The following is an 18,558-nucleotide window of genomic DNA, read 5'->3' as shown; positions in this document are numbered from 1 at the left end:
GCCATGCCGCAAACCTATTTCCTCATCCCTACCGCTGCCGGCGAAGCAAAGCTGGCGAACGCCCAGGCGCTCGGCGTCCCCCTCAAGTTCACAGCGATGTCCGTTGGCGATGGCAATGGCGCCTTGCCTATCCCGAACCGCGACCGAAGTACGCTCATCAACGAACGCCGGCGCGCCGCAATCAACTCGCTTACGCAGGATCCATCCAACGCCAGCCAGTTCATTGCCGAGCAGGTCATCCCTGAGACCGAGGGTGGCTGGTGGATTCGCGAGGCCGGCATCCATTCCGAAGACGGCACGCTGTGCTACTACGCCAACATCCCAGAGACCTACAAGCCGGTGCTGGCCGAAGGGTCGGCGCGTACGCAAGTCATCCGCCTGGTCTGTCTGAACACCAGTGGCGCAAGCGTCGAGCTGAAGGTGGATCCGGCCATCGTGCTCGCCACACGCGGCTATGTCGACACGCAAATCGCCGCGGAGCTGGACAAGCGCGACGCCAAGCAATCCGTCTTTGTCGCTACAACCACCCCTCTTGCCGCCATATCTGGCTTGCAGGCCATTGACAGCGTCGTTCTCACTGCTGGCGCACGCGTGCTCGTGAAGGACCAGGCCGCCGGGAAAGACAACGGCATCTATGTTGCCGCCGCCGGCGCATGGACGCGTGCAACAGATGCGGATAGCGGCCTGGACATGACGCCTGGCATGCTCATTCCGATCGAGCAAGGCGCCGTCAATGGCGATTCCGTATGGCAACTGACAACCGATGGCGTTCTTGTCATCGGCACGACTTCGCTCGCATTCAAGCGTGTGGGCGATGGGTATTTCGCCCCACTCGCCTCTCCCGATTTCACCGGCACGCCGAAGGTGGACACCGCCGCACCTGGCACCGCTACGCGCCAGGCCGCGAGCACGGCGTTTGTCGCCACCGCCATTGCCGCTGCAGTCGCGGCGCTCGTCAACTCGTCGCCGGCCGCACTCGACACACTCAACGAACTGGCCGCCGCGCTTGGCAACGATGCGAACTTTGCGACGACGGTGACAAACGCCTTGGCACTCAAGGCCCCGACAGCGTCGCCCGCTTTCACAGGCACGCCTACCGTGCCAACGGCGGCCGCCGGAACCAGCTCGACGCAAGCTGCGAGCACCGACTTTGTTCAACAGGCAATCGGCGCTGGGGCCATTGCATTCTTCGCGCGAAACAGTGCGCCCGCCGGCTATATGAAAGCGAACGGCGCGCTGGTATCGCGCACCACCTACGCGGCATTGTTCGCCGCTATCGGCACCACCTTTGGCGCGGGGGATGGATTGGCTACGTTCGCGCTGCCAGATTTGCGCGGCGAATTCTTGCGTGGATGGGATGACGGTCGAGGCATCGACGTTGGCCGCGTATTCGCCTCGGGGCAGACCTCGGCAAACCTTGCGCACTATCACAACGTTTCGACGCCAGGATCGAGTGGCCTATGGGGCGACGCCCCTGGCCGGTTCAAGGCAAGCGCAGGCGGCACCGACATCTTCATGAACAACCAATACCCGTCAACCGATGTTTCCGGCGGGGGCGAAGCGAGGCCGCGCAACGTTGCGCTGCTTGCGTGCATCAAAATCTAAGGGGCATCTCGTGACGATCATTTACCACTACCACCCCGCCACCGGCGAATTTCTGTACCCGGGCAAGGCCGATCCGTCGCCACTTGAGGAAGGGGTGTGGCTCATTCCCGCCTACGCCACGGACGTTGCGCCGCCCACGCCAAACGCTCGCGAGGTCGCTGCCTTCATCGGCGGGGGCTGGTTCATCAAAGCCGACTGGCGCGGCGTCGACTTGTTCTCGACAGTCAATGCGTCACCGCTGGAGATTACCGATATTGGCGTAACCCCGGCTGACTTCGCGGCGACCGAAGTGCCGCGTCCAAGTGACGCCCACGTGTGGAAGAACGGTGCATGGACTGTGGACGCAGTAAAGAAAGCAGAACTGGTGGATCAACTGAAGGCGGCGAAGTGGACCGACATCAAAGCCGAGCGCGACCGCCGAAAAGCCGGGGGCGTGCTGGTGGGAGCACACTGGTTCCATTCCGATGCAGACAGCCGCATTCAATGGCTCGGCATCAAAGACACAGCGCGCGACATAGTCGCCGCTGGCAGGCCCAGCACCGATCCTGTCGTCATGCTTGGCCAAGCCTTGCAATGGAAAACCATGTCGGGCGATTTTGTCGCCGTGACCGTGCAAGCGGCGTTCGACGTCGTCACGGCGACGAAGGAAATGGACGCTCGCCTGTTCGTTATCGCTGAGCAGAAGCGCCAGGAGGTCTATCAGTCAAACGACGCGGCATCTTACGACACAGCCGCAGGCTGGCCCGCCACGTTCGAGGCCTGATTATGTCGAGCGTGCGCGTTCTGTTCTCCACCACACGGCTGCCCTTGTCGGTCGCCATACGTGCCTTCACCTGGTCGCGATGGTCTCACGTGGCCGTGGTGGACGGTGATAGCGTGATCGAAGCTGTGGCGTTGCATGGCGTGCGCCGAGCGTCCTTGGCCGATGCGCTCTCGCGGAGTGCCGACTTTGCGATAGCGGACCTGTCAGCACGCGATCCACAGGCCGTTATCGATGCCGCGGCGTCCCAGATCGGCAAGCCCTACGACTATTCGGCACTGGCCGGCCTCGCGTTGCGCCGGGACTGGCAGGCCGACGACGCGTGGTTCTGCTCCGAGCTGGTGGCGTGGGCATTCGATGCCGCTGGCCAGCCACTCGTGCGCCCGGAATTCCGCCGCCGCGTGTACCCGCAGCACCTCTGGATGCTGCCCCCTGCAGCGTCGTTTCCCCTGCCTTTGCACGCCTGATGTTGTGCGCCGCTGGCGTACAACATCATTCGAGAGACAGCCTCGCGCGTGCGCAGCATCCTACCGGGACGATCCCACCATCGTCAGGATCACTCCCGGAGGACTGCATGCCATCTGACTACCACCACGGCGTACGTGTCGTTGAAATCAACGAAGGCACCCGCCCCATTCGTACCATCGCGACCGCCGTGCCCGGCATCGTCTGTATCGCTGAAGACGCGGACGCGACGGTCTTTCCCCTCAACAAGCCGGTGCTGCTGACCAGCCCCATGTCGTCGCTCGGCAAAGCCGGCGACACGGGCACCCTGGCCAAGACGCTCGACGCCATCACCGACCAGGCCAACCCGCTGACCGTGGTCGTGCGCGTGGCCAAGGGCGCGACCGATGCGGAGACCACCAGCAACCTGATCGGCGGCACCGACGCCAACGGCCGTTTCACCGGCATGAAGGCGCTGCTGTCGGCCAAGAACAGCCTGGGCGTCACGCCGCGTATTCTCGGCATCCCTGGCATGGACAGCCTGCCGGTGGCCACGGAGCTGGCTAGCATCGCCCAGAAGCTGCGCGCGTTCGCCTATGTGTCGGCGTTCGGCTGCGCAACGAAGGAAGAAGCCGTCGCCTACCGCGACAACTTCGGCCAGCGCGAGCTGATGACCATCTGGCCAGACTTCATCGGCTGGGACACGGTGTCCAACGCCGAGACTACGCTCTTTGCCACGGCGCGTGCGCTGGGCCTGCGTGCCAAGCTCGACAACGAAGTGGGCTGGCACAAGACGCTGTCGAATGTGGCCATCAACGGCGTGACGGGCCTGTCCAAGGACGTGTTCTGGGATCTGCAGGATCCGGCCACCGATGCGGGCTATCTGAACCAGAACGACGTCACCACCCTGATCAATTTTCAGGGCTTCCGCTTCTGGGGTTCGCGTACCTGCAGCTCGGATCCGCTCTTCCAGTTCGAGAACTACACCCGCACGGCGCAGGTGCTGGCGGACACGATGGCCGAGGCGCATGCATGGGCGATGGATCTGCCGATGACGCCGTCGCTCGTACGCGACCTCGTGGAAGGCATCAACGGCAAGATGCGCTCGCTGACGCGCAACGGCTACCTGCTCGGCGGTTCGGCCTGGTACGACCCGGAGTTCAACCCCAAGAATTCTCTGAAGGACGGCCAGCTCGGCATCGACTACGACTACACGCCGGTACCGCCGCTGGAAAACCTGACGCTGCGCCAGCGCATCACCGACCGATATCTCATGCAATTCGCGGAAGCCGTCAACGCGTAAGCGTGCGAGCTGCCACCACCTGAAAGGGAACAGTCATGGCAATGCCACGCAAACTCAAGAACTTCAACGTCTTCCACAACGGCGAGAGCTTTGTGGGTGAGTGCGAAGAAATCACCACCCCCAAGCTGACCCGCAAGCTGGAAGAGTACCGGGCTGGTGGCATGAACGGCCCGGTCGATATCGATCTGGGTGCCGAGAAGATGGAGCTGGAGGCCACCTACGGCGGCCTCATGCGCGCGATCTTCAAGGAATGGGGGATCACGTCTGTCTCAGGCGTACTGCTGCGCTTCGCTGGCGCATTCCAGCGTGACGACGAAAGCGACACTGATTCCGTCGAAATCGTCATCCGCGGCCGTCACACGGAACTGGATATGGGCAACGCCAAGGCCGGCGACAACAGCCAGTTCAAGGTCAAGTCCTCCGTCAGCTACTACAAGCTGACCGTCAACGGCGAAGTGTGGTGCGAAATCGACCACGTGAACTTCATCGAAGTGATCTTCGGTGTCGATCGACTGGCCGGCCAGCGCCGCGCAATGGGCCTGTAACGGGCCACACGTGGGCCGGCCTTCGGGCCGGCCCGTTCCCGCATATTTCTCTTCTTCGATTCCAACGCCATGACCCAACCGACCTCCACCGATATAACCCTCGATCACCCGATCAAGCGCGGCGAGCAGACCATTACGGCCATCACTGTGCGCAAGCCCGGCTCGGGCGAGCTGCGCGGCTGCAGCCTGGTTGACCTGATGCGTATGGACGTGACCGCCCTGCACACCGTGCTGCCGCGCATCACCACCCCCACGCTCACCCAGCACGACGTGAGCAAGCTGGATCCGGCGGACCTGACCCAGCTGGGAACGGCGGTGACCGGTTTTTTGCTGCCGAAGTCGGCCAAGGAGGAAAGCTTCCAGACCGAATCGAGCACGCCATCGCAGACGTTGCAGTAATTTTCCACTGGCCCCCGGAGGTGATGTACGCGATGGGGGTCGCAGAGCTCATGGAGTGGCGCGAGCGCGCCTACGAACGTAGCGGATCTGACGAATGAGCACACCCCGTAACCTCAGACTGGAAGTCGTGCTGCAGGCCGTCGACCGCATGACGCGCCCGTTTCGCGCCATCATGGGCAGCAGCTCTGACCTGGCCAAAGCCGTGAAGGCCACCCGCGACCAGCTTAAGGAATTGAACCGGGCACAGGCCAACATCGACAGCTTCCGCAAGCTGTCCAAAGACGCCGCGATCACTGAGAACCAGTTGGGCGCCACACAAGCGCGCGTGAAGGCACTGGCGCAGGAGATCGCGGCGGCCGACAAGCCCACAGCTGCTATGTCGCGGGCCTTCCAGGCGGCCGTGCGGGAGGCACAGGCGCTTAAGCAACGCGGTGGCGAACTGCAGCAAAATCTGGCGGCCGTGCGTGGTCGACTCGACGCGGCCGGCATCAGCACGACGAACCTCGGCCAGGCGCAGCGCGACCTGCGCAGCCGCATCGACACCACCTCGCAGGCGCTGGCGCAGCAGCAGGAGCAGCTCAGGGCGGTGGGAGAGCGCCACCGGGCGCTTGCCGCCGCACAATCCCAATACCAGAAGGGCATGGCCGCCAGAAACGCCATGCTCAATGCCGGCGCTTCGACTGCGGCAGCCGGCGGCATTGTGCTGACGCCCATCGCCAAGGCTGTCAAGGATTACGTCACTTTCGAGGACGCCATGCTCGGCATCGCCCGGCAGGTGGAGGGCGCACGCGACCCCAGCGGCAAGCTGACCGACATCTATTACGACATGGCACGGCAGATCCGCCAGCTTGGCAAGGAGCTGCCTATCCCCACGGCACAGATCGCCGAGATGGTGACGGCCGGTGCGCGCATGGAGGTGCCCCGTAACGAGCTGATCGAGTACACCCGCACGGTGGCGATGATGGCCACCGCCTTTGACGCGGTGCCGGACGAGATCGCCGAGAGCATGGGCAAGGTCGCGAAGAACTTCCGGATCCCGACCAACGCCATCATGGGGCTGGCCGACACGATCAACTATCTGGACGACAACGCGATCAGCAAGGGCAATGACATCATCAACGTTCTGAATCGCATTTCTGGCGTTGTGTCGGGCGTGGCCATGCCGGCAAAGGATGCCGCTGCCCTGGCCTCCACCCTGCTGACGCTGGGCGAGCGCACGGAGACGGCCGGCACCGCCATCAACGCCATCGTCCAGAAGTTCGCTGCCGCCGAGAAGGGCACGAAGAAGTTCCACGCCGCGGTGTCGGAAATTGGGCTGTCCACGTCTGAGATTCAGAAGGGCATGGCGACGAATGCCACGGGCACGCTGTTCAAGGTGATCGATGCTGTGCGAAAGCTGCCCGCCGACAAGCGCATCGGTGTCATGGTGGAACTGGTGGGTCTGGAGCACTCGGACACCCTGGCCAAGCTGGTCGACAAGCCAGACGAATTCAAGCGGCAGTTGGAGCTGGCCAACGGCTCAAAGGCCGAGGGCTCGATGTCTCGCGAGTTCGCCGCACGTCAGGAGACTATCTCTGCGCGCTGGCAGCGCCTGCAGAACCAGATCTTCAACACCAGCAGCGCTGGCGGCGAAGTTCTGCGCTCGACGCTGGTGAACCTGATGGACACGGTGGGCCGCCTGGTGGATCGCTTCAATGCGTTCGCGCAGGCGCATCCGCAGCTCGTGGGCTGGCTCATCAAGGGTGCTGCGGCAGTCGGTGTGTTGCTGACGGTGCTGGGCGGCCTGACGCTGACGCTGGCCGCCGCGTTCGGCCCGATGGTGATCGCCCGCTACGGCATGGCCATGCTCGGCATACAGCTTGGCGGTGGCGTTGGCATCGTCGCGCGGCTCGCCGGCGCCTTCAATTTTCTGATGACCGTGTTCAGCTTCGTGGGACGCGTCTTCCTGCTGAACCCCATCGGCCTGGCCGTGACGGCTATCGGCGTCGCCGCGTTCTTGCTCATCAAGTATTGGGATCCGATACGCAACTTCTTCACTGGCCTGTGGGCGCAGGTGACGACGGCGTTTCAGGGTGGGCTGGGCGGCATCCTTTCGCTGATCGCCAACTGGTCGCTGATGGGTGCGCTCTACAACGTGGTCGCCCCGGTGCTGCGCTGGTTCGGCTTCGACCTGCCCGAGAAATTCAGCGAGTTCGGGGCCAACCTGTTGCAGGGGCTGGTGAACGGCATCACGAGCCGCGTGGGTGCCGTGCGCGAGGCCATCGTGTCGGTGGGAGACAGTGTGGTGGGCTGGTTCAACGAGAAGCTGGGCATCCACTCGCCGAGCCGCGTCTTCGCAGATCTAGGCGGCTACACCATGAGCGGGCTGGAACAGGGCCTCGTGCAGAACCAGCATGGTCCGCTTGACGTGGTCTCGAAGGTGGCCACGTCAATGGCCGGTATCGGCGCCGGCATTGCCATCGGCACCGGATCTGCCGCTGCCGTCAGCATCGACAGCCGCCCGCCCATTTCCGCCGCATCCCGTGCTGGCGGTGTCGCGATGCCTGCCGCCCCAACGCCGACTGTCATCAACATTTACCCGCCCGCCGGCGCAGACGAGCAACTGATCGCCCGCATGGTTGCCGCGCAGATCGAGCGTCTGGATGCGCAGAAGGGCGCTCGTTCCCGCTCACGCCTTACCGACAAGGATTGACCCATGATGATGGCCCTCGGGCTCTTCGTCTTCGCACTGGAGACGGCGCCCTATCAGGAATTCCAGCAGCAGATCGGCTGGCGCCACCCGTCGAACAACCGGGTGGGCCGCCGTCCCTCGCGCCAGTTCACCGGCCCCGACGACGAGACCATCACGCTGTCGGGCGTGCTGCTGCCCGAGATCAGCGGCGGCGACAACACCATCGAGGTGCTGCGCGTGATGGGCGACCTTGGCCTGTCATATGTGCTGATCGAGGGTTCGGGGCACTACTACGGCATGTTCGAAATCGACTCGCTGGCGGTGACGCGTAGCCTTTTCTTCAAGGACGGCAAGGCGCGCCGGATCGAGTTCTCCCTGAAGCTGACAAGGGTGGACAGCCAGCTCGAGCAGATCATCGGCGAGGCGGTCATGAACGCCGCATCGAGTGTCCTTTCCAGCCTCACCTGATCCCCTATGGAACTGTCCACAGTCGTCGAATCCATCATCAGCAAGGCTGCGGTGCCGGTGTATCGCCTGCGGCAAGGCGCCAAGGACATCACCAACCGCTTTGCGGGCCGCCTCATTTCCCTGACCCTCACTGACAACCGGGGCTTCGAGGCCGATCAGCTCGATATTGAGCTGGACGATGCCGATGGGATGCTGGCCCTGCCTGACAAGGGCACCACGCTGTCGCTCGGGATCGGCTGGCAGGACACGGGTGTGGTCGACAAAGGCCAATACAAGGTGGACGAGCTGGAGCATTCCGGGCCGCCTGACCGGCTCACGATCCGTGCGCGCAGTGTCGATCTGGCCAGCGGCATGACCAGCCGCAAGGAACGGTCGTTTCGTGGCCAGACCATTGGGGCCATCGTCGGTGGCATCGCGTCGAAGAACGCGCTGGCTGCCGTAGTTGCCCCCACCCTGCTCGGGCTCGTCATCGATCACATCGACCAGACGGGCGAATCGGATGCCAACTTCCTGACGCGCTTGGCCAAGGACCACGACGCCATCGCCACAGTGAAGGCCGGCAAGCTGCTGTTCATCAAGACGGGAGATGCCAAGAGCGCCACGGGGATCAAGCTGCCCACGGTGGAGATCACGCGCGCAAGCGGCGACACCCACAGCGTCCTGATCGCGGATCGCGAGAACTACAACGGGGTCAAGGCGTACTACCAGGACTCGCGGCGCGCGGTGAAGGGCGAAGTGGTGATCGATGCGTCCAACGCAGTGAAGGTGGTCACCAAGCCGGCGCCGGCCAAGAAGCGCAAGAAGGGGCAGAAGAAGACCGTGGCAGATGTCATGGCGAACCCGAACCCGGACAACGTGAAGGTGCTGCGTCACACCTATGCGTCGAAGACCAACGCAGAGCGTGCGGCGCGCGCCGAATGGCAGCGCATCCAGCGCGGCGTTGCATCGTTTCGCATGACGCTTGCACGCGGGCGGCCGGATTTGTTCCCTGAACTGCCCGCCGTGGTGCGTGGCTGGAAGCCACAGATTGATAGTACCCGCTGGATCATCACCCGCGTCACGCACAACCTGTCCGATCACGGCTACACGACGACGCTGGAGCTGGAAATCAAGCCTGTGGAGCTTACCGACTGATCGCTGCTGTTGTGGGTGCCGCTTAGACAACACGCAAGGTGTGTGTTTCTCGCGCGCGCACGGCATCATGGACTGGCTCCATGACGTGAGACGCGCGCAGTGCGCATCGGAAGAAATGGGGGCCTCGCAAGGGGCGCGCCGGCTAGTTGCCGGCACCGGGAAAAAAGACGCGGCGGCGTGGTCGGTGTTGGAGCACCGGCCCCGCCCCATTCCAGCAGACGCAGCCTGCCAGTTCGGCCAGGGCCGCGCCACCTCGCGAGGCGCCGGCATCCTAGCACATCGCTGGAAGAGCAAGAAAATGCAGGAAATTCGCTGCGGCAGCTGCAACCGTAAGCTTGGCATGGGCGAGTACGTTCGCCTGGCCATCAAGTGCCCACGATGCGGCACGATGAATCAACTGAGGGCCGAGCGCCCCGCACCAGAAAGCCCGCGAGCTTCGTGTACTGGAGATGCCATCCATGAACCCGACCGCCAACGCGCCGACCCAACTCGACTGTCTCTATCGCAGCAACGCTCTGGACATGCTGCGCGGCCTGCCTGACAAGTCCGTCGATCTCTTCTTCACCGATCCGCCCTACTCGTCAGGCGGTCTGCACGCCAGCACGCGCGCGCAGGCGCCCGGCGCGAAATACATCGGCGGCGACGTGAAGACCGTCTATCCCGAGTTCCATCACGACAACAAGGACCAACGCTCGTGGACCTTCTGGTGCATGAGCTGGCTAGGCGAAGCGTTCCGGGCGACCAAAGACAGCGGGCAGCTCGTTTGCTTCGTGGACTGGCGCCAACTGCCGAGCCTGACCGACGCCATCCAGGGGGCGGGCTTCATCTGGCGCAGCATTGCTGTGTGGGACAAGATGTCCGGCGGCGCGCGGCCTCGCCTGGGCGGGTTCTCTCAACAGGCGGAATTCATGGTGTGGGCGACGAAGGGCGCGGTGCCGACCGATCACAAGGTGCATCTGCCCGGCGTGTTTTCCGAACGGCTGCCACGGCCGAAGCGCCACATGACGGAGAAGCCGATGGGACTCGCACGCGAGGTGGTGCGCTTGGTGCCGCCGGGGAGTGTGGTGTGCGATCCCTTCGCGGGGTCCGGCACGTTTCTTGTGGCGGCGAAAGAGGCCGGCCACCGGTGGATCGGCTGCGAATTGGAGCCAAGCTACCACCAAGCCGCGAATGACCGCCTAGTAGCGGCATTGCCATTGGCAGCCTGATTTATTGGTCATCGGACCCGATGTCCTGGTTCGGGCCATCCCCAACGGTTCCCCTAGACGAACGAACAGAGCTCGTTGAATGACTTTGTGGCCGGTGCTACCGGCCTCGGTCAACCAGTTCCCAAGGTCCGCGGTAGGCTCACTTCAAACGCGGTCTCGCGCTCGTCGGAACGGGCGTGGATTGCTCCGTGATGTGCTCTGGCGATTTCGCTTGCGATATAGAGCCCTAGCCCGAAGCCGCCCGTTCCATCCTCTTCCTGATTTGGCCCCCTGTTCAGCGGGTCAAAGATCCGCTCCAGCGTGAGCGGGTCAATGGCCGGCCCGCTGTTCACGACGCCGAGATGGATTTCCGCCTGATGGCCGGTTCCTACAACACGAATCGGCTGGCCCGGAGCGCCGTACCTGATTGCATTGACTACCAGATTGGAAATCAGCTGTTGCAGGCGCAAGCCGTCCCAAGCACCCACCAAGTCGCCTTGCATTTCCAGCACGATGGAGTGATCTGGATTAGCTGCGCGCAGCTGGTCCACGGTGTTGCCGATTACTTCAACCAGATCGACGTCATCGCACGTGATCTCGATACCCAAGCCAAGTTTTGCCCGGTTGAAATCGCACAGATCATCTAGGAGGGAATTCAGGCTCGCACTGCTTCGGATCAGCCGGTCTGCCGCTTCTGAGACATTCGTCCCTACGTCCTGCGCCGCGAGATAAGAAGCAGTCATTTGGATTGTCTGTAGGGGACTGCGCATATCATGGCCCAGCATTCCGAGCAGCAGATTGCGAGAGTCATCGACCTCTGCTTCGAAAAAGTCCACTGATTCCGCTACAGCCTGATCGATCGCTTCGTTAAACCGCATCAGGTCGTCCAGATCTGCGTCGACCAACTGAAACTCATCTATCCACAAACGCAGCACGCTAGCGCGAAGGGCGCGATACTCCGCAACCAACTGGTTGACGTTGAAACCGCGACGCGCGCGCATGAGGGCATGTGTTTGTGCTGCCGTCTGCGACTCACCTGGGAGTTTGGGGGCTCGCCCTAAAGACTTCTCGCGTTGTTCACCTCTTGTTTGCGGAGTCGATAGATCCTTGGCAATGGCCTGCAGGATCTGCGGCGCGTGGTTGCGCAGGGCGAAGGAACTCAGGTTTTTCGCAGCCGGTAACAGGGTCGCAGCAAACGACTCCCATTCCCGCAGAATCCGCTCCATGTCCCGCAAGATGAAGTCAGCTAGCCGCATGCTTGCGCACCCAAGAAATTGCCGAAAGCCGCACTTTTTAGCGTGTGACACTCTCGCCGGCCGAGTCGCGCGGTGATCAGTACCGCAGCGCCGATCTCGTCTCACCCTTCGTGCTTGATTTTAGGAGATGCGCTGGCTCCATGCGAGACTGTTATGTTGCCGAAGGCTGATGCAGCTTCAAATGGCGAGGGGCGTTCTCCGCTCGTCAGAGCTATCTCAATTCACCGCGGCGCTATCCTTGTGGGGGCTGACGCCTTGCCCGCCGAGATTACGCGCAGGAACCCAGTAAGGGTACGCATGCGCATCAGGCTCATGCACGCATTCATACACGTCACGTGTACCCATGCTGGAGACCGCGCCTACCGAGAAGTCCTTGTCTTCCCATCGGCAATGCAGGGGTGGCTCGTCCCTCGATATCGCGCTAGTGGCCAGCGCCATGACGGCGGTCGCCAAGGCTGCACAGGCTGGCACCAGCCATCGACGCGGCCCGGTCAGCCGTCGCCTGATTCCTGCGCTGCCCGTGCCGCCGTAATCCTCCAGCAAGATGCGATACACCGCGTCAGGCTTGATGCCTTCCGCTGCGGCCACGTCTTCCACCCTCCGGGCAAAACAGGCGCGCTCGCGCATCGACAACTGCTGCTCCGCTTGCGTGTTCAGTGTCACGTTGTTGACCTGGTGAAACGTTTGTGGCGCTGTGAAGGTGGCGCTGCCACCAATGACCTGACCGACTTCCCCGTCGAACTTAAAACGCGTTTCCATGCTCGTTGTGAGACGGCCGCGCGGGATCGGTTGTGCGTGCCTCTACGCCACCGTCACCTTCTGGTTATTGCGATAGAAGCGGTATTCAACGGCAGGGGAACACGGCTGTAAGTGCCACGTGAGGGGTATTGCGCAGCAACGTGCGCGTCACTCTGCCTTGGCTTTCGCCTTGCCCTTCGGTTTGCCACCCACTTTGAGCGTGAGCGCGTCATTCTGGTAATAGTCGCCCTGGTTGACGTTGCCCACCGCCCCCTTGAAGACCATCTCCGTGCGGTGCTTCGTCTCGGCCGCTGGCTGCATGCCTCCGATTAGCGCCAGCACGCCAGCACGTCCACGCGCATCCAAGGTGCGATACCCACCGAGAATCAGTTCTTCTTCTGGCGAAAGCAAAGAAGGCATGCGCTTGCCGATGGCAACGTAGAGCGGATCGACGCCAGCACTTGCCCAAGCTGCCAGTGCCGCAAGATCCGGAATGCGCTCCCCGCGCAGGTAATTTCCATAGGCCGAGGCGGACACGTTGCCTGCCTGCGCCATCTCGCCCTTTTTCAGGCCGAGCCGCTCCCGCTCTTCTTCGAGACGGCCCGCTATCCCCAAGATAACCACATCCATGCAAATTCCTTGACCGATTGCACGTTTGTGCAGATAATTCATTTGTGCAACGCTAACTCACACAAGTATATCCGCCATGACCCAAGCCAAAACGCCCCGGACCCGTTCCCCTCGCGGCGTGCTCAGCGACAAGCCGGTATGCGTTCGCCTGCTCCCTGCAGAGCGGCAGAAGCTCGAGCGGCTCGCCGTCAAGGAGAACCGTTCCGTGTCGAGCCTGGCCCGTCTGGTGCTGCTTGAGGGCCTTGCCGTCTACGAAAGTCGCTCGTCCTGAGCGTCGTCACCATTCACATTTCAATCGAGGACAGCATGTATCCCGATCCGAAACGAGTGCGCGACAACCGCATGGTGCTGCGCTTCAACGACTACGAATTCGACCTGATCACCGCCCTGGCCAACTACCAGGGCGAGCAGCCCGCCACTCTGCTGCGCCAGATCATCTTCCGTGAAGCCGAAGAGGTTCTGGCGCTGGGTTCGAATGTAGAGACGCGTAGCGCCTGAACAAAGTCACTTTTGAGCTGCCGAGAAGATGCCGGACATCGAAATCCAACTGACCGAGCAAATAGAGGCAGTGCTGGAAGAAGTGCGCCAGCAGCAAGGTCTGGCAACGATAGAACAGGCCGCCGAATGGCTGGCCAAGGCCCGGATCCGGCGCACCGCAGAGCGCATGACGGGCAAACGCCGTGCTTTTAAATTGGTTGTACCTCCGGGGAAATCGCTGTGAAACTGACCTGCCCACATTGCGAATCGCGCATGAAGATCCGCACCAGCCGCGTGGTGTCGCTGCTCTCAAAGGAGAGCTACTGGCAATGCCCCAACGTTGACTGCGCGTACACCTGCAAGGCCATCACGTCCGTCACGACGACGATTGCACCGAGCATGAAACCCAATCCCCAGGCATACCTGCCTGTCACTCGCCAGCGCGCGGCCGCCGTCGATGACAGACAGCTGGACTTGCTGAAGACCTGATCTAGGTCTCTCCCCTTTACCCCTGCTGATTCAAACCGACGCGCCCCGTTTTCGGGGCGTGCGGGATTCCTTTTGCCTGAAGATTCATGAACCCAACCCGTAGCGACAACACGGATGCCATCCTGCGCGAGGCTGCGAGCCGCTTGCTCCGTGACTACAGCTTCAAGTCGAAGCGTGGCGGCGAGAAGCTGGAGAACGGCGTATGCCCGTCCTGCGGCAAGAAGACGCTGTGGGCCTATGGCGAAGCGCCGTGGGTGGTGCGCTGCAACCGCCTGAACCATTGCGGTGCCGAGCTGCACATCAAGGATCTGTACCCCGATCTGTTCGAGAGCTGGTCCGACCGGTTTCAGCCGACAGCGGAAGACCCGAAGGCGTCGGTGAACGCGTACATGCGCGACGCCCGCGGCTTCGACCTCGCCAAGGTGCGCGACTGGTACACGCAGGAGAGCTACTACAGCCACGAGCTGAAGATCGGCAGCGCCACCGTGCGCTTCCAGCTCGCACCCGGCGTCTATTGGGAACGCATCATCGACCAGGCGCACCGCTTCGGCGACCGCAAGGCCACCTTTCACGGTAGCTATGGCGGCATGTGGTGGCAACCGCCATCCAGCACCTTCACCGATGTCGCCGAGCTGTGGATTGTCGAAGGCATCTTCGACAACATCGCGCTCTTCCATCACGGCATCGCCGCTGTGTCGGCCATGTCCTGCAACAACTATCCGGGCCTCGCGCTGCGCGGCCTCGCAGAGCAATGCGCGGCCAACGGCAAGGATCGGCCGAAGCTGGTGTGGGCGCTCGATGGCGACAAGGCGGGCATTCGCTACGGCAAGCAATGGCTCAAGCGTAGCCGCGAGGAAGGCTGGGAAGCGTCGCTGGCGGTCCCGAAGCAGGTGGGCGCGAAGAAGCGCGACTGGAACGACCTGCACCAGCTCGGCAAACTGACCGACCACGACCTGGGCGAATTCCGCTACCTCGGCGACCTGATCGCGGCACCGACACCTGCCGAGAAAGCACGCCTGATCTATGGCCGTACCAGCATGAGCCAGTTCGCTTTCGACTTCGACAGCAAGCTGTACTGGTTCAAGGTGGATCTGGACGCGCTGACGAAGGAAATGGACGCGGTGCGGCATGCGCATCCGGACATGGATGAAGGCGACATCCGCGATGAAGCCATGCTCAAGGCCGGCACCATCACCAACATCGCCACGTGCCTGCCCAGCGTTCTGTACTACCAGGCGAACGCTGCGACCGACGAAGCCTGGTACTACTTCCGCGTCGCGTTTCCCCATGATTCCGAGCCGGCGAAGAACACTTTCACCAGCTCGCAGATCGCCTCGGCCAGCGAATTCAAGAAGCGCCTGCTGGGCGTCGCGCCGGGTGCGTTCTACACCGGTTCCAACGGCCAGCTCGATGCGTATCTGAAGGAACAGATGCACCGCATCAAGAGCGTGCAGACCATCGACTACGTGGGCTACTCGAAGGAACACGGGTGCTATGTCTATGCCGACGTCGCGGTCAAGGACGGCAAGCTCTATTCGCTCAATGATGAAGACTTCTTCGATGTCGGCCGCCTGTCGATCAAGACCATTGGCGGATCGGCCGGCCTGTCCATTAACACGGATCTGAAGAGCCTGACCCATGACTGGCTGGAGCTGCTGTGGCGCGCGTTTGGCGCCAAGGCCATCGTTGCGCTCGCGTTCTGGCTGGGCAGCCTGTTCGCCGAGCAGATTCGCGAAGGCGAAGGAATCAAGCAGAAGAGCTATCCCTTCCTCGAAGTGGTCGGCGAGCCGGGCGCCGGTAAATCCACGCTGATCGAGTTCCTGTGGAAGCTGTGCGGCCGACGTGACTATGAAGGCTTTGACCCGTCCAAGTCGTCGCTCCCCGCCCGTGCGCGGAACTTCGCACAGGTGTCGAACCTGCCGGTAGTCCTGATCGAGGGCGACCGTGGCGAAGACGGCGCCAAGGTGAAGGGCTTCGACTGGAACGAGCTAAAGACGGCCTACAACGGCCGCAGTACGCGTGCGCGCGGCCAGAGGACCTCGGGAAACGAAACCTACGAGCCGCCCTTCCGAGGCAGTGTGGTCATCAGCCAGAACGCCGAAGTCAACGCAAGCGAAGCGGTCCTGCAGCGGATCGTTCACCTGTATTTCGACCGCTCTGGCCAGAGCCCTGACACCTTCGCCGCTGCACGGGCGCTGGAGCAGATGGCCGTCGAAGAGGTGTCGGGCTTCCTACTGTCAGCGATTCTCAAAGAGAAGGACATCCTGCGGTTGTTCGCTGAGCGCATGCCGTTCTACCAGGAAAAGCTGGCTGCTCACCCGGATGTCAAGCACCAGCGCCTTGTCAAAAACCACGCGCAGATCATGGCCCTGGTCGACTGCCTGCCCACCGTGATGCCGCTACCCATCGCCTACCGCGACGCCGCGCAGGCGCAGCTCGTACGCATGGCTGTGGAGCGCCAGCAGGCCATTGGCGCCGATCACCCGCTCGTGCAGGAATTCTGGGAGCTGTACGACCACATCGAGTCCGCCGACGACGATCACGCGGTGCTCAACCACGCACGCTCGGATGGCGTCATCGCCATCAGCCTGCGCCATTTCGAACAGGTGGCGAATGACCGCCGCCTGAACCTTCCCCCGCTGACCGAATTGAAGCGCGTCCTCAAGACCTCGCGCGCACGCAAATTCCTCGATCTGCGGGTCGTCAACAGCGCGATCAACGCGCGATTCAACGCCGAGCAAAGGCTTTCCCCGAAGCGCCCCGACACCGTTAAGTGCTGGGTCTTCGAGGATCGCTCGGGCAACACAGGAGCATGAGCATGTCCAGTATCGAAACCATGATCCACAAGGCTATATCCGTTGAGGTGCGACCCGTGCGCTATCGCCTAAGCACTCATGGCGATGGCCCTGCCCACACGTGGGCCGTGCAGCGGCTTGTAGTGAAAGCAGATGACGGCACCATCTACGAGCTTTGCCTCTATCTCGAAGAAGGCAGCAAGAGCCTTGCAGAAGGTGAGGTGGTGTGCCTGCCCCGCCCGGAAGAATTGAAAGGGAGCGAGTCATGATGCCCTTCCTTGTCTGCATCGTGTCGCACGATGGCGTGCGCACGGAATTCACTGCGCTGGCACGCACGAGGCTCGATGCCCAGCTCGACGCACTGGATAGCCTGGCCGAATCGCCGCGCTTCTGCAGCGCCCATACCGTTGGGAGGGTCGCTTGATGTACGCCCTGCTCAACCTCTGGATCGCCACCGCCGTCGTGTCTGTCTACCTGTTCAATGCCTGCCCGCACCGCGCGCGCTGGGCCGCGCTGGTCGGTCTGTCGGGCCAGCCCGCGTGGCTGTACCTGACGACGGTCACCGGCGAACCCGGCATGTTTGCGGTGAGCGTGTTCTTCACGCTGTGCTACGGCCGTGGCGTGTGGGACGGTTTCATTCGCCGGGGCAAACGCCGTGGCTAAGCCCATCGTCACCGATGCGCAGTTGCGAAACACGCACCGCGCGCTGCGTATCGCCACCCCTTTTGACGCCATGTCGGACATGCTGCGCGCCGCTGTTGCGGCTGCAGCTCGCGCGATGGCCGCTCGCGACCAATCGCGGTCGCATCCCCCTTCCGTTGATCTGAAGCGCCGCGCCGCTGGCGACTTCGAAGACTGAGCCAAACGAGAGGCTAACCATGCAACACGAAGTGACTTTCAAGATCGACACCGACAAGCTGCCGCACTACACGGACGAGCACATTTCCTCGCTCTGGCACGTTGCGCAGGCGAATCCCGCACCGTTTGGCGATCAGAAGGCGGGCGCGCTCGCAGAACAGATCGGTCGCGAGATCATTCGCCGCTGGCTGCGCTGGGCCGGGGCGCCGCTCTGGAACCACCAGGGGCGTGATCACTATTCGCTGCGGTGCCGGCAAAGCACTGCCGAGGTGGCGCCGGAAGCCCCCGCCCCTGCCGTCGATGCCACCACGGAGGTGAAGTGATGCCCGCCAGCAAACATCGCAAGAATCGCCGCGCGCATCAACCGCGCGAGAAATCTCTGCCGTCCTGCTTCCGCTTCAGCCGCAAGGCAGAGACGGACCTCCAGCTCCTTCCCCACAGTGAGCTGAGCAAGATTCTTGATGGCTCGGCCACGGAATCTGCCTGGCACACCCTTGCGTTCCGCATCAATGTCGGCCAAGCCGTTGCGACCCTCTACTTCGCTGACAACGGAGAGCTGCGCGATGCGATGGATGCCGCCGTCATTGCTGTCGCGGACGTAGGCAAGCGTTTCCGCGCTCGTGGCCGCATGGGCGTGACCGGTGACGAATTCCGTGTCATCGGCCAGGGCCTCAACCTGACCGACGAAATGCAGAAAGCCTGCACGCGCCGCCAGTTGCTGGTCGCCACGCTGCAGGTCCATGACACAGCCACCGCCAACGGCCCCGTCCAAACCGGCGATATTGCCTATATCGAGTAA

26 protein-coding genes are annotated in these 18,558 nt (G+C 62.7%); 23 read left to right on the top strand and 3 right to left on the bottom strand.

Going from position 1 to position 18,558, the window contains the following annotated elements:
- The first annotated feature begins 3 nt into the window (after positions 1-3).
- The 12 genes from AC3FLX_RS14670 to AC3FLX_RS14615 all read left to right on the top strand — a co-directional run bounded on the left by AC3FLX_RS14670 (position 4) and on the right by AC3FLX_RS14615 (position 10,537).
- Entirely contained in the window at positions 4-1,605 is a 1,602-nt protein-coding gene (locus AC3FLX_RS14670) for a phage tail-collar fiber domain-containing protein (protein ID WP_488697645.1), read from the top strand.
- 10 nt (positions 1,606-1,615) lie between these two features.
- Complete coding sequence (locus AC3FLX_RS14665; RefSeq protein WP_488697643.1) at positions 1,616-2,368, top strand: DUF4376 domain-containing protein; 753 nt, start codon at positions 1,616-1,618, stop codon at positions 2,366-2,368.
- Positions 2,369-2,370: 2 nt separating this feature from the next.
- Positions 2,371-2,832 (top strand): YiiX/YebB-like N1pC/P60 family cysteine hydrolase, encoded by a 462-nt coding sequence (locus tag AC3FLX_RS14660; RefSeq protein WP_488697641.1) that lies wholly within the window; start codon positions 2,371-2,373, stop codon positions 2,830-2,832.
- 107 nt (positions 2,833-2,939) lie between these two features.
- A complete protein-coding gene (locus tag AC3FLX_RS14655; RefSeq protein ID WP_488697639.1) occupies positions 2,940-4,112 on the top strand; it encodes a phage tail sheath protein in 1,173 nt (390 codons plus the stop codon).
- A 35-nt stretch (positions 4,113-4,147) separates the two neighbouring features.
- Positions 4,148-4,657: a phage major tail tube protein gene (locus tag AC3FLX_RS14650; protein ID WP_488697638.1), complete on the top strand. Its 510-nt coding sequence runs from the start codon at positions 4,148-4,150 to the stop codon at positions 4,655-4,657.
- 69 nt (positions 4,658-4,726) lie between these two features.
- The gene (locus AC3FLX_RS14645; protein WP_488697636.1) at positions 4,727-5,056 is read left to right on the top strand and encodes a phage tail assembly protein; all 330 of its coding nucleotides are present in this window, start codon (positions 4,727-4,729) and stop codon (positions 5,054-5,056) included.
- 23 nt (positions 5,057-5,079) lie between these two features.
- Positions 5,080-5,154 carry a GpE family phage tail protein gene (locus AC3FLX_RS14640; protein ID WP_092600750.1) on the top strand — a complete coding sequence of 25 codons (75 nt, stop codon included), beginning with the start codon at positions 5,080-5,082 and terminating at the stop codon, positions 5,152-5,154.
- The gene (locus tag AC3FLX_RS14635; RefSeq protein WP_488697634.1) at positions 5,151-7,748 is read left to right on the top strand and encodes a phage tail tape measure protein; all 2,598 of its coding nucleotides are present in this window, start codon (positions 5,151-5,153) and stop codon (positions 7,746-7,748) included. The genes AC3FLX_RS14640 and AC3FLX_RS14635 overlap by 4 nt, the downstream gene beginning before the upstream one ends.
- A gap of 3 nt (positions 7,749-7,751) precedes the next feature.
- Positions 7,752-8,195: a phage tail protein gene (locus tag AC3FLX_RS14630; RefSeq protein WP_488697632.1), complete on the top strand. Its 444-nt coding sequence runs from the start codon at positions 7,752-7,754 to the stop codon at positions 8,193-8,195.
- 6 nt (positions 8,196-8,201) lie between these two features.
- Positions 8,202-9,329 (top strand): phage late control D family protein, encoded by a 1,128-nt coding sequence (locus AC3FLX_RS14625; protein WP_488697630.1) that lies wholly within the window; start codon positions 8,202-8,204, stop codon positions 9,327-9,329.
- A 67-nt stretch (positions 9,330-9,396) separates the two neighbouring features.
- A complete protein-coding gene (locus AC3FLX_RS14620; RefSeq protein ID WP_488697628.1) occupies positions 9,397-9,870 on the top strand; it encodes a Com family DNA-binding transcriptional regulator in 474 nt (157 codons plus the stop codon).
- Positions 9,788-10,537, top strand: coding sequence for a DNA-methyltransferase (locus AC3FLX_RS14615; RefSeq protein ID WP_488697626.1), 750 nt, complete (start codon positions 9,788-9,790; stop codon positions 10,535-10,537). Before AC3FLX_RS14620 ends, AC3FLX_RS14615 begins: the two co-directional genes overlap by 83 nt.
- A 110-nt stretch (positions 10,538-10,647) precedes the next feature.
- On the opposite strand, the gene AC3FLX_RS14610 is transcribed toward AC3FLX_RS14615, so the two are convergent.
- The 3 genes from AC3FLX_RS14610 to AC3FLX_RS14600 form a co-directional block, all read right to left on the bottom strand.
- Positions 10,648-11,772: an ATP-binding protein gene (locus AC3FLX_RS14610; RefSeq protein ID WP_488697624.1), complete on the bottom strand. Its 1,125-nt coding sequence runs from the start codon at positions 11,770-11,772 to the stop codon at positions 10,648-10,650.
- Positions 11,773-11,988: 216 nt separating this feature from the next.
- Positions 11,989-12,531: a hypothetical protein gene (locus AC3FLX_RS14605; RefSeq protein WP_488697622.1), complete on the bottom strand. Its 543-nt coding sequence runs from the start codon at positions 12,529-12,531 to the stop codon at positions 11,989-11,991.
- Positions 12,532-12,678: 147 nt separating this feature from the next.
- Positions 12,679-13,140, bottom strand: a complete 462-nt coding sequence (locus tag AC3FLX_RS14600) for a helix-turn-helix domain-containing protein (RefSeq protein ID WP_488697620.1) — start codon at positions 13,138-13,140, stop codon at positions 12,679-12,681.
- A 76-nt stretch (positions 13,141-13,216) separates the two neighbouring features.
- Here AC3FLX_RS14600 and AC3FLX_RS14595 point away from each other — a divergent pair, with 76 nt between their 5' ends.
- The 11 genes from AC3FLX_RS14595 to AC3FLX_RS14545 all read left to right on the top strand — a co-directional run bounded on the left by AC3FLX_RS14595 (position 13,217) and on the right by AC3FLX_RS14545 (position 18,558).
- Positions 13,217-13,411, top strand: a complete 195-nt coding sequence (locus AC3FLX_RS14595) for a hypothetical protein (RefSeq protein WP_477136913.1) — start codon at positions 13,217-13,219, stop codon at positions 13,409-13,411.
- A 35-nt stretch (positions 13,412-13,446) separates the two neighbouring features.
- Positions 13,447-13,638 (top strand): hypothetical protein, encoded by a 192-nt coding sequence (locus AC3FLX_RS14590; RefSeq protein WP_477136914.1) that lies wholly within the window; start codon positions 13,447-13,449, stop codon positions 13,636-13,638.
- Positions 13,639-13,666: 28 nt separating this feature from the next.
- Entirely contained in the window at positions 13,667-13,861 is a 195-nt protein-coding gene (locus AC3FLX_RS14585; protein ID WP_455154850.1) for a hypothetical protein, read from the top strand.
- On the top strand, positions 13,858-14,106 hold the full coding sequence (locus AC3FLX_RS14580) for an Ogr/Delta-like zinc finger protein (RefSeq protein ID WP_488697618.1): 249 nt from the start codon (positions 13,858-13,860) through the stop codon (positions 14,104-14,106). Before AC3FLX_RS14585 ends, AC3FLX_RS14580 begins: the two co-directional genes overlap by 4 nt.
- An 86-nt stretch (positions 14,107-14,192) precedes the next feature.
- The gene (locus AC3FLX_RS14575; RefSeq protein WP_488697616.1) at positions 14,193-16,922 is read left to right on the top strand and encodes a toprim domain-containing protein; all 2,730 of its coding nucleotides are present in this window, start codon (positions 14,193-14,195) and stop codon (positions 16,920-16,922) included.
- 2 nt (positions 16,923-16,924) lie between these two features.
- On the top strand, positions 16,925-17,170 hold the full coding sequence (locus tag AC3FLX_RS14570) for a hypothetical protein (protein ID WP_488697615.1): 246 nt from the start codon (positions 16,925-16,927) through the stop codon (positions 17,168-17,170).
- Positions 17,167-17,325 (top strand): hypothetical protein, encoded by a 159-nt coding sequence (locus tag AC3FLX_RS14565; RefSeq protein WP_488697613.1) that lies wholly within the window; start codon positions 17,167-17,169, stop codon positions 17,323-17,325. The genes AC3FLX_RS14570 and AC3FLX_RS14565 overlap by 4 nt, the downstream gene beginning before the upstream one ends.
- Positions 17,325-17,564 carry a hypothetical protein gene (locus AC3FLX_RS14560; RefSeq protein WP_488697611.1) on the top strand — a complete coding sequence of 80 codons (240 nt, stop codon included), beginning with the start codon at positions 17,325-17,327 and terminating at the stop codon, positions 17,562-17,564. The genes AC3FLX_RS14565 and AC3FLX_RS14560 overlap by 1 nt, the downstream gene beginning before the upstream one ends.
- A complete protein-coding gene (locus AC3FLX_RS14555) occupies positions 17,557-17,760 on the top strand; it encodes a hypothetical protein (protein WP_488697609.1) in 204 nt (67 codons plus the stop codon). The genes AC3FLX_RS14560 and AC3FLX_RS14555 overlap by 8 nt, the downstream gene beginning before the upstream one ends.
- A 19-nt stretch (positions 17,761-17,779) precedes the next feature.
- Positions 17,780-18,082, top strand: a complete 303-nt coding sequence (locus AC3FLX_RS14550; protein WP_488697607.1) for a hypothetical protein — start codon at positions 17,780-17,782, stop codon at positions 18,080-18,082.
- Positions 18,082-18,558, top strand: a complete 477-nt coding sequence (locus tag AC3FLX_RS14545; protein ID WP_488697605.1) for a hypothetical protein — start codon at positions 18,082-18,084, stop codon at positions 18,556-18,558. Before AC3FLX_RS14550 ends, AC3FLX_RS14545 begins: the two co-directional genes overlap by 1 nt.

The organism is Cupriavidus sp. 291-E7 (assembly GCF_057798835.1).
Note: the sequence above shows the minus strand (reverse complement) of the source record. Positions and strands in the feature narration are given on the sequence as shown.

Bases quoted from the DNA above. Each gene is read 5' to 3' on its own strand.
- AC3FLX_RS14670 (WP_488697645.1), top strand. From the start codon at position 4: ATGCCGCAAACCTATTTCCTCATCCCTACCGCTGCCGGCGAAGCAAAG.
- AC3FLX_RS14660 (WP_488697641.1), top strand. From the start codon at position 2,371: ATGTCGAGCGTGCGCGTTCTGTTCTCCACCACACGGCTGCCCTTGTCG.
- AC3FLX_RS14655 (WP_488697639.1), top strand. From the start codon at position 2,940: ATGCCATCTGACTACCACCACGGCGTACGTGTCGTTGAAATCAACGAA.
- AC3FLX_RS14650 (WP_488697638.1), top strand. From the start codon at position 4,148: ATGGCAATGCCACGCAAACTCAAGAACTTCAACGTCTTCCACAACGGC.
- AC3FLX_RS14645 (WP_488697636.1), top strand. From the start codon at position 4,727: ATGACCCAACCGACCTCCACCGATATAACCCTCGATCACCCGATCAAG.
- AC3FLX_RS14635 (WP_488697634.1), top strand. From the start codon at position 5,151: ATGAGCACACCCCGTAACCTCAGACTGGAAGTCGTGCTGCAGGCCGTC.
- AC3FLX_RS14630 (WP_488697632.1), top strand. From the start codon at position 7,752: ATGATGATGGCCCTCGGGCTCTTCGTCTTCGCACTGGAGACGGCGCCC.
- AC3FLX_RS14625 (WP_488697630.1), top strand. From the start codon at position 8,202: ATGGAACTGTCCACAGTCGTCGAATCCATCATCAGCAAGGCTGCGGTG.
- AC3FLX_RS14620 (WP_488697628.1), top strand. From the start codon at position 9,397: ATGGACTGGCTCCATGACGTGAGACGCGCGCAGTGCGCATCGGAAGAA.
- AC3FLX_RS14615 (WP_488697626.1), top strand. From the start codon at position 9,788: ATGAACCCGACCGCCAACGCGCCGACCCAACTCGACTGTCTCTATCGC.
- AC3FLX_RS14610 (WP_488697624.1), bottom strand. From the start codon at position 11,772: ATGCGGCTAGCTGACTTCATCTTGCGGGACATGGAGCGGATTCTGCGG.
- AC3FLX_RS14605 (WP_488697622.1), bottom strand. From the start codon at position 12,531: ATGGAAACGCGTTTTAAGTTCGACGGGGAAGTCGGTCAGGTCATTGGT.
- AC3FLX_RS14600 (WP_488697620.1), bottom strand. From the start codon at position 13,140: ATGGATGTGGTTATCTTGGGGATAGCGGGCCGTCTCGAAGAAGAGCGG.
- AC3FLX_RS14595 (WP_477136913.1), top strand. From the start codon at position 13,217: ATGACCCAAGCCAAAACGCCCCGGACCCGTTCCCCTCGCGGCGTGCTC.
- AC3FLX_RS14590 (WP_477136914.1), top strand. From the start codon at position 13,447: ATGTATCCCGATCCGAAACGAGTGCGCGACAACCGCATGGTGCTGCGC.
- AC3FLX_RS14585 (WP_455154850.1), top strand. From the start codon at position 13,667: ATGCCGGACATCGAAATCCAACTGACCGAGCAAATAGAGGCAGTGCTG.
- AC3FLX_RS14575 (WP_488697616.1), top strand. From the start codon at position 14,193: ATGAACCCAACCCGTAGCGACAACACGGATGCCATCCTGCGCGAGGCT.
- AC3FLX_RS14570 (WP_488697615.1), top strand. From the start codon at position 16,925: ATGTCCAGTATCGAAACCATGATCCACAAGGCTATATCCGTTGAGGTG.
- AC3FLX_RS14565 (WP_488697613.1), top strand. From the start codon at position 17,167: ATGATGCCCTTCCTTGTCTGCATCGTGTCGCACGATGGCGTGCGCACG.
- AC3FLX_RS14560 (WP_488697611.1), top strand. From the start codon at position 17,325: ATGTACGCCCTGCTCAACCTCTGGATCGCCACCGCCGTCGTGTCTGTC.
- AC3FLX_RS14550 (WP_488697607.1), top strand. From the start codon at position 17,780: ATGCAACACGAAGTGACTTTCAAGATCGACACCGACAAGCTGCCGCAC.
- AC3FLX_RS14545 (WP_488697605.1), top strand. From the start codon at position 18,082: ATGCCCGCCAGCAAACATCGCAAGAATCGCCGCGCGCATCAACCGCGC.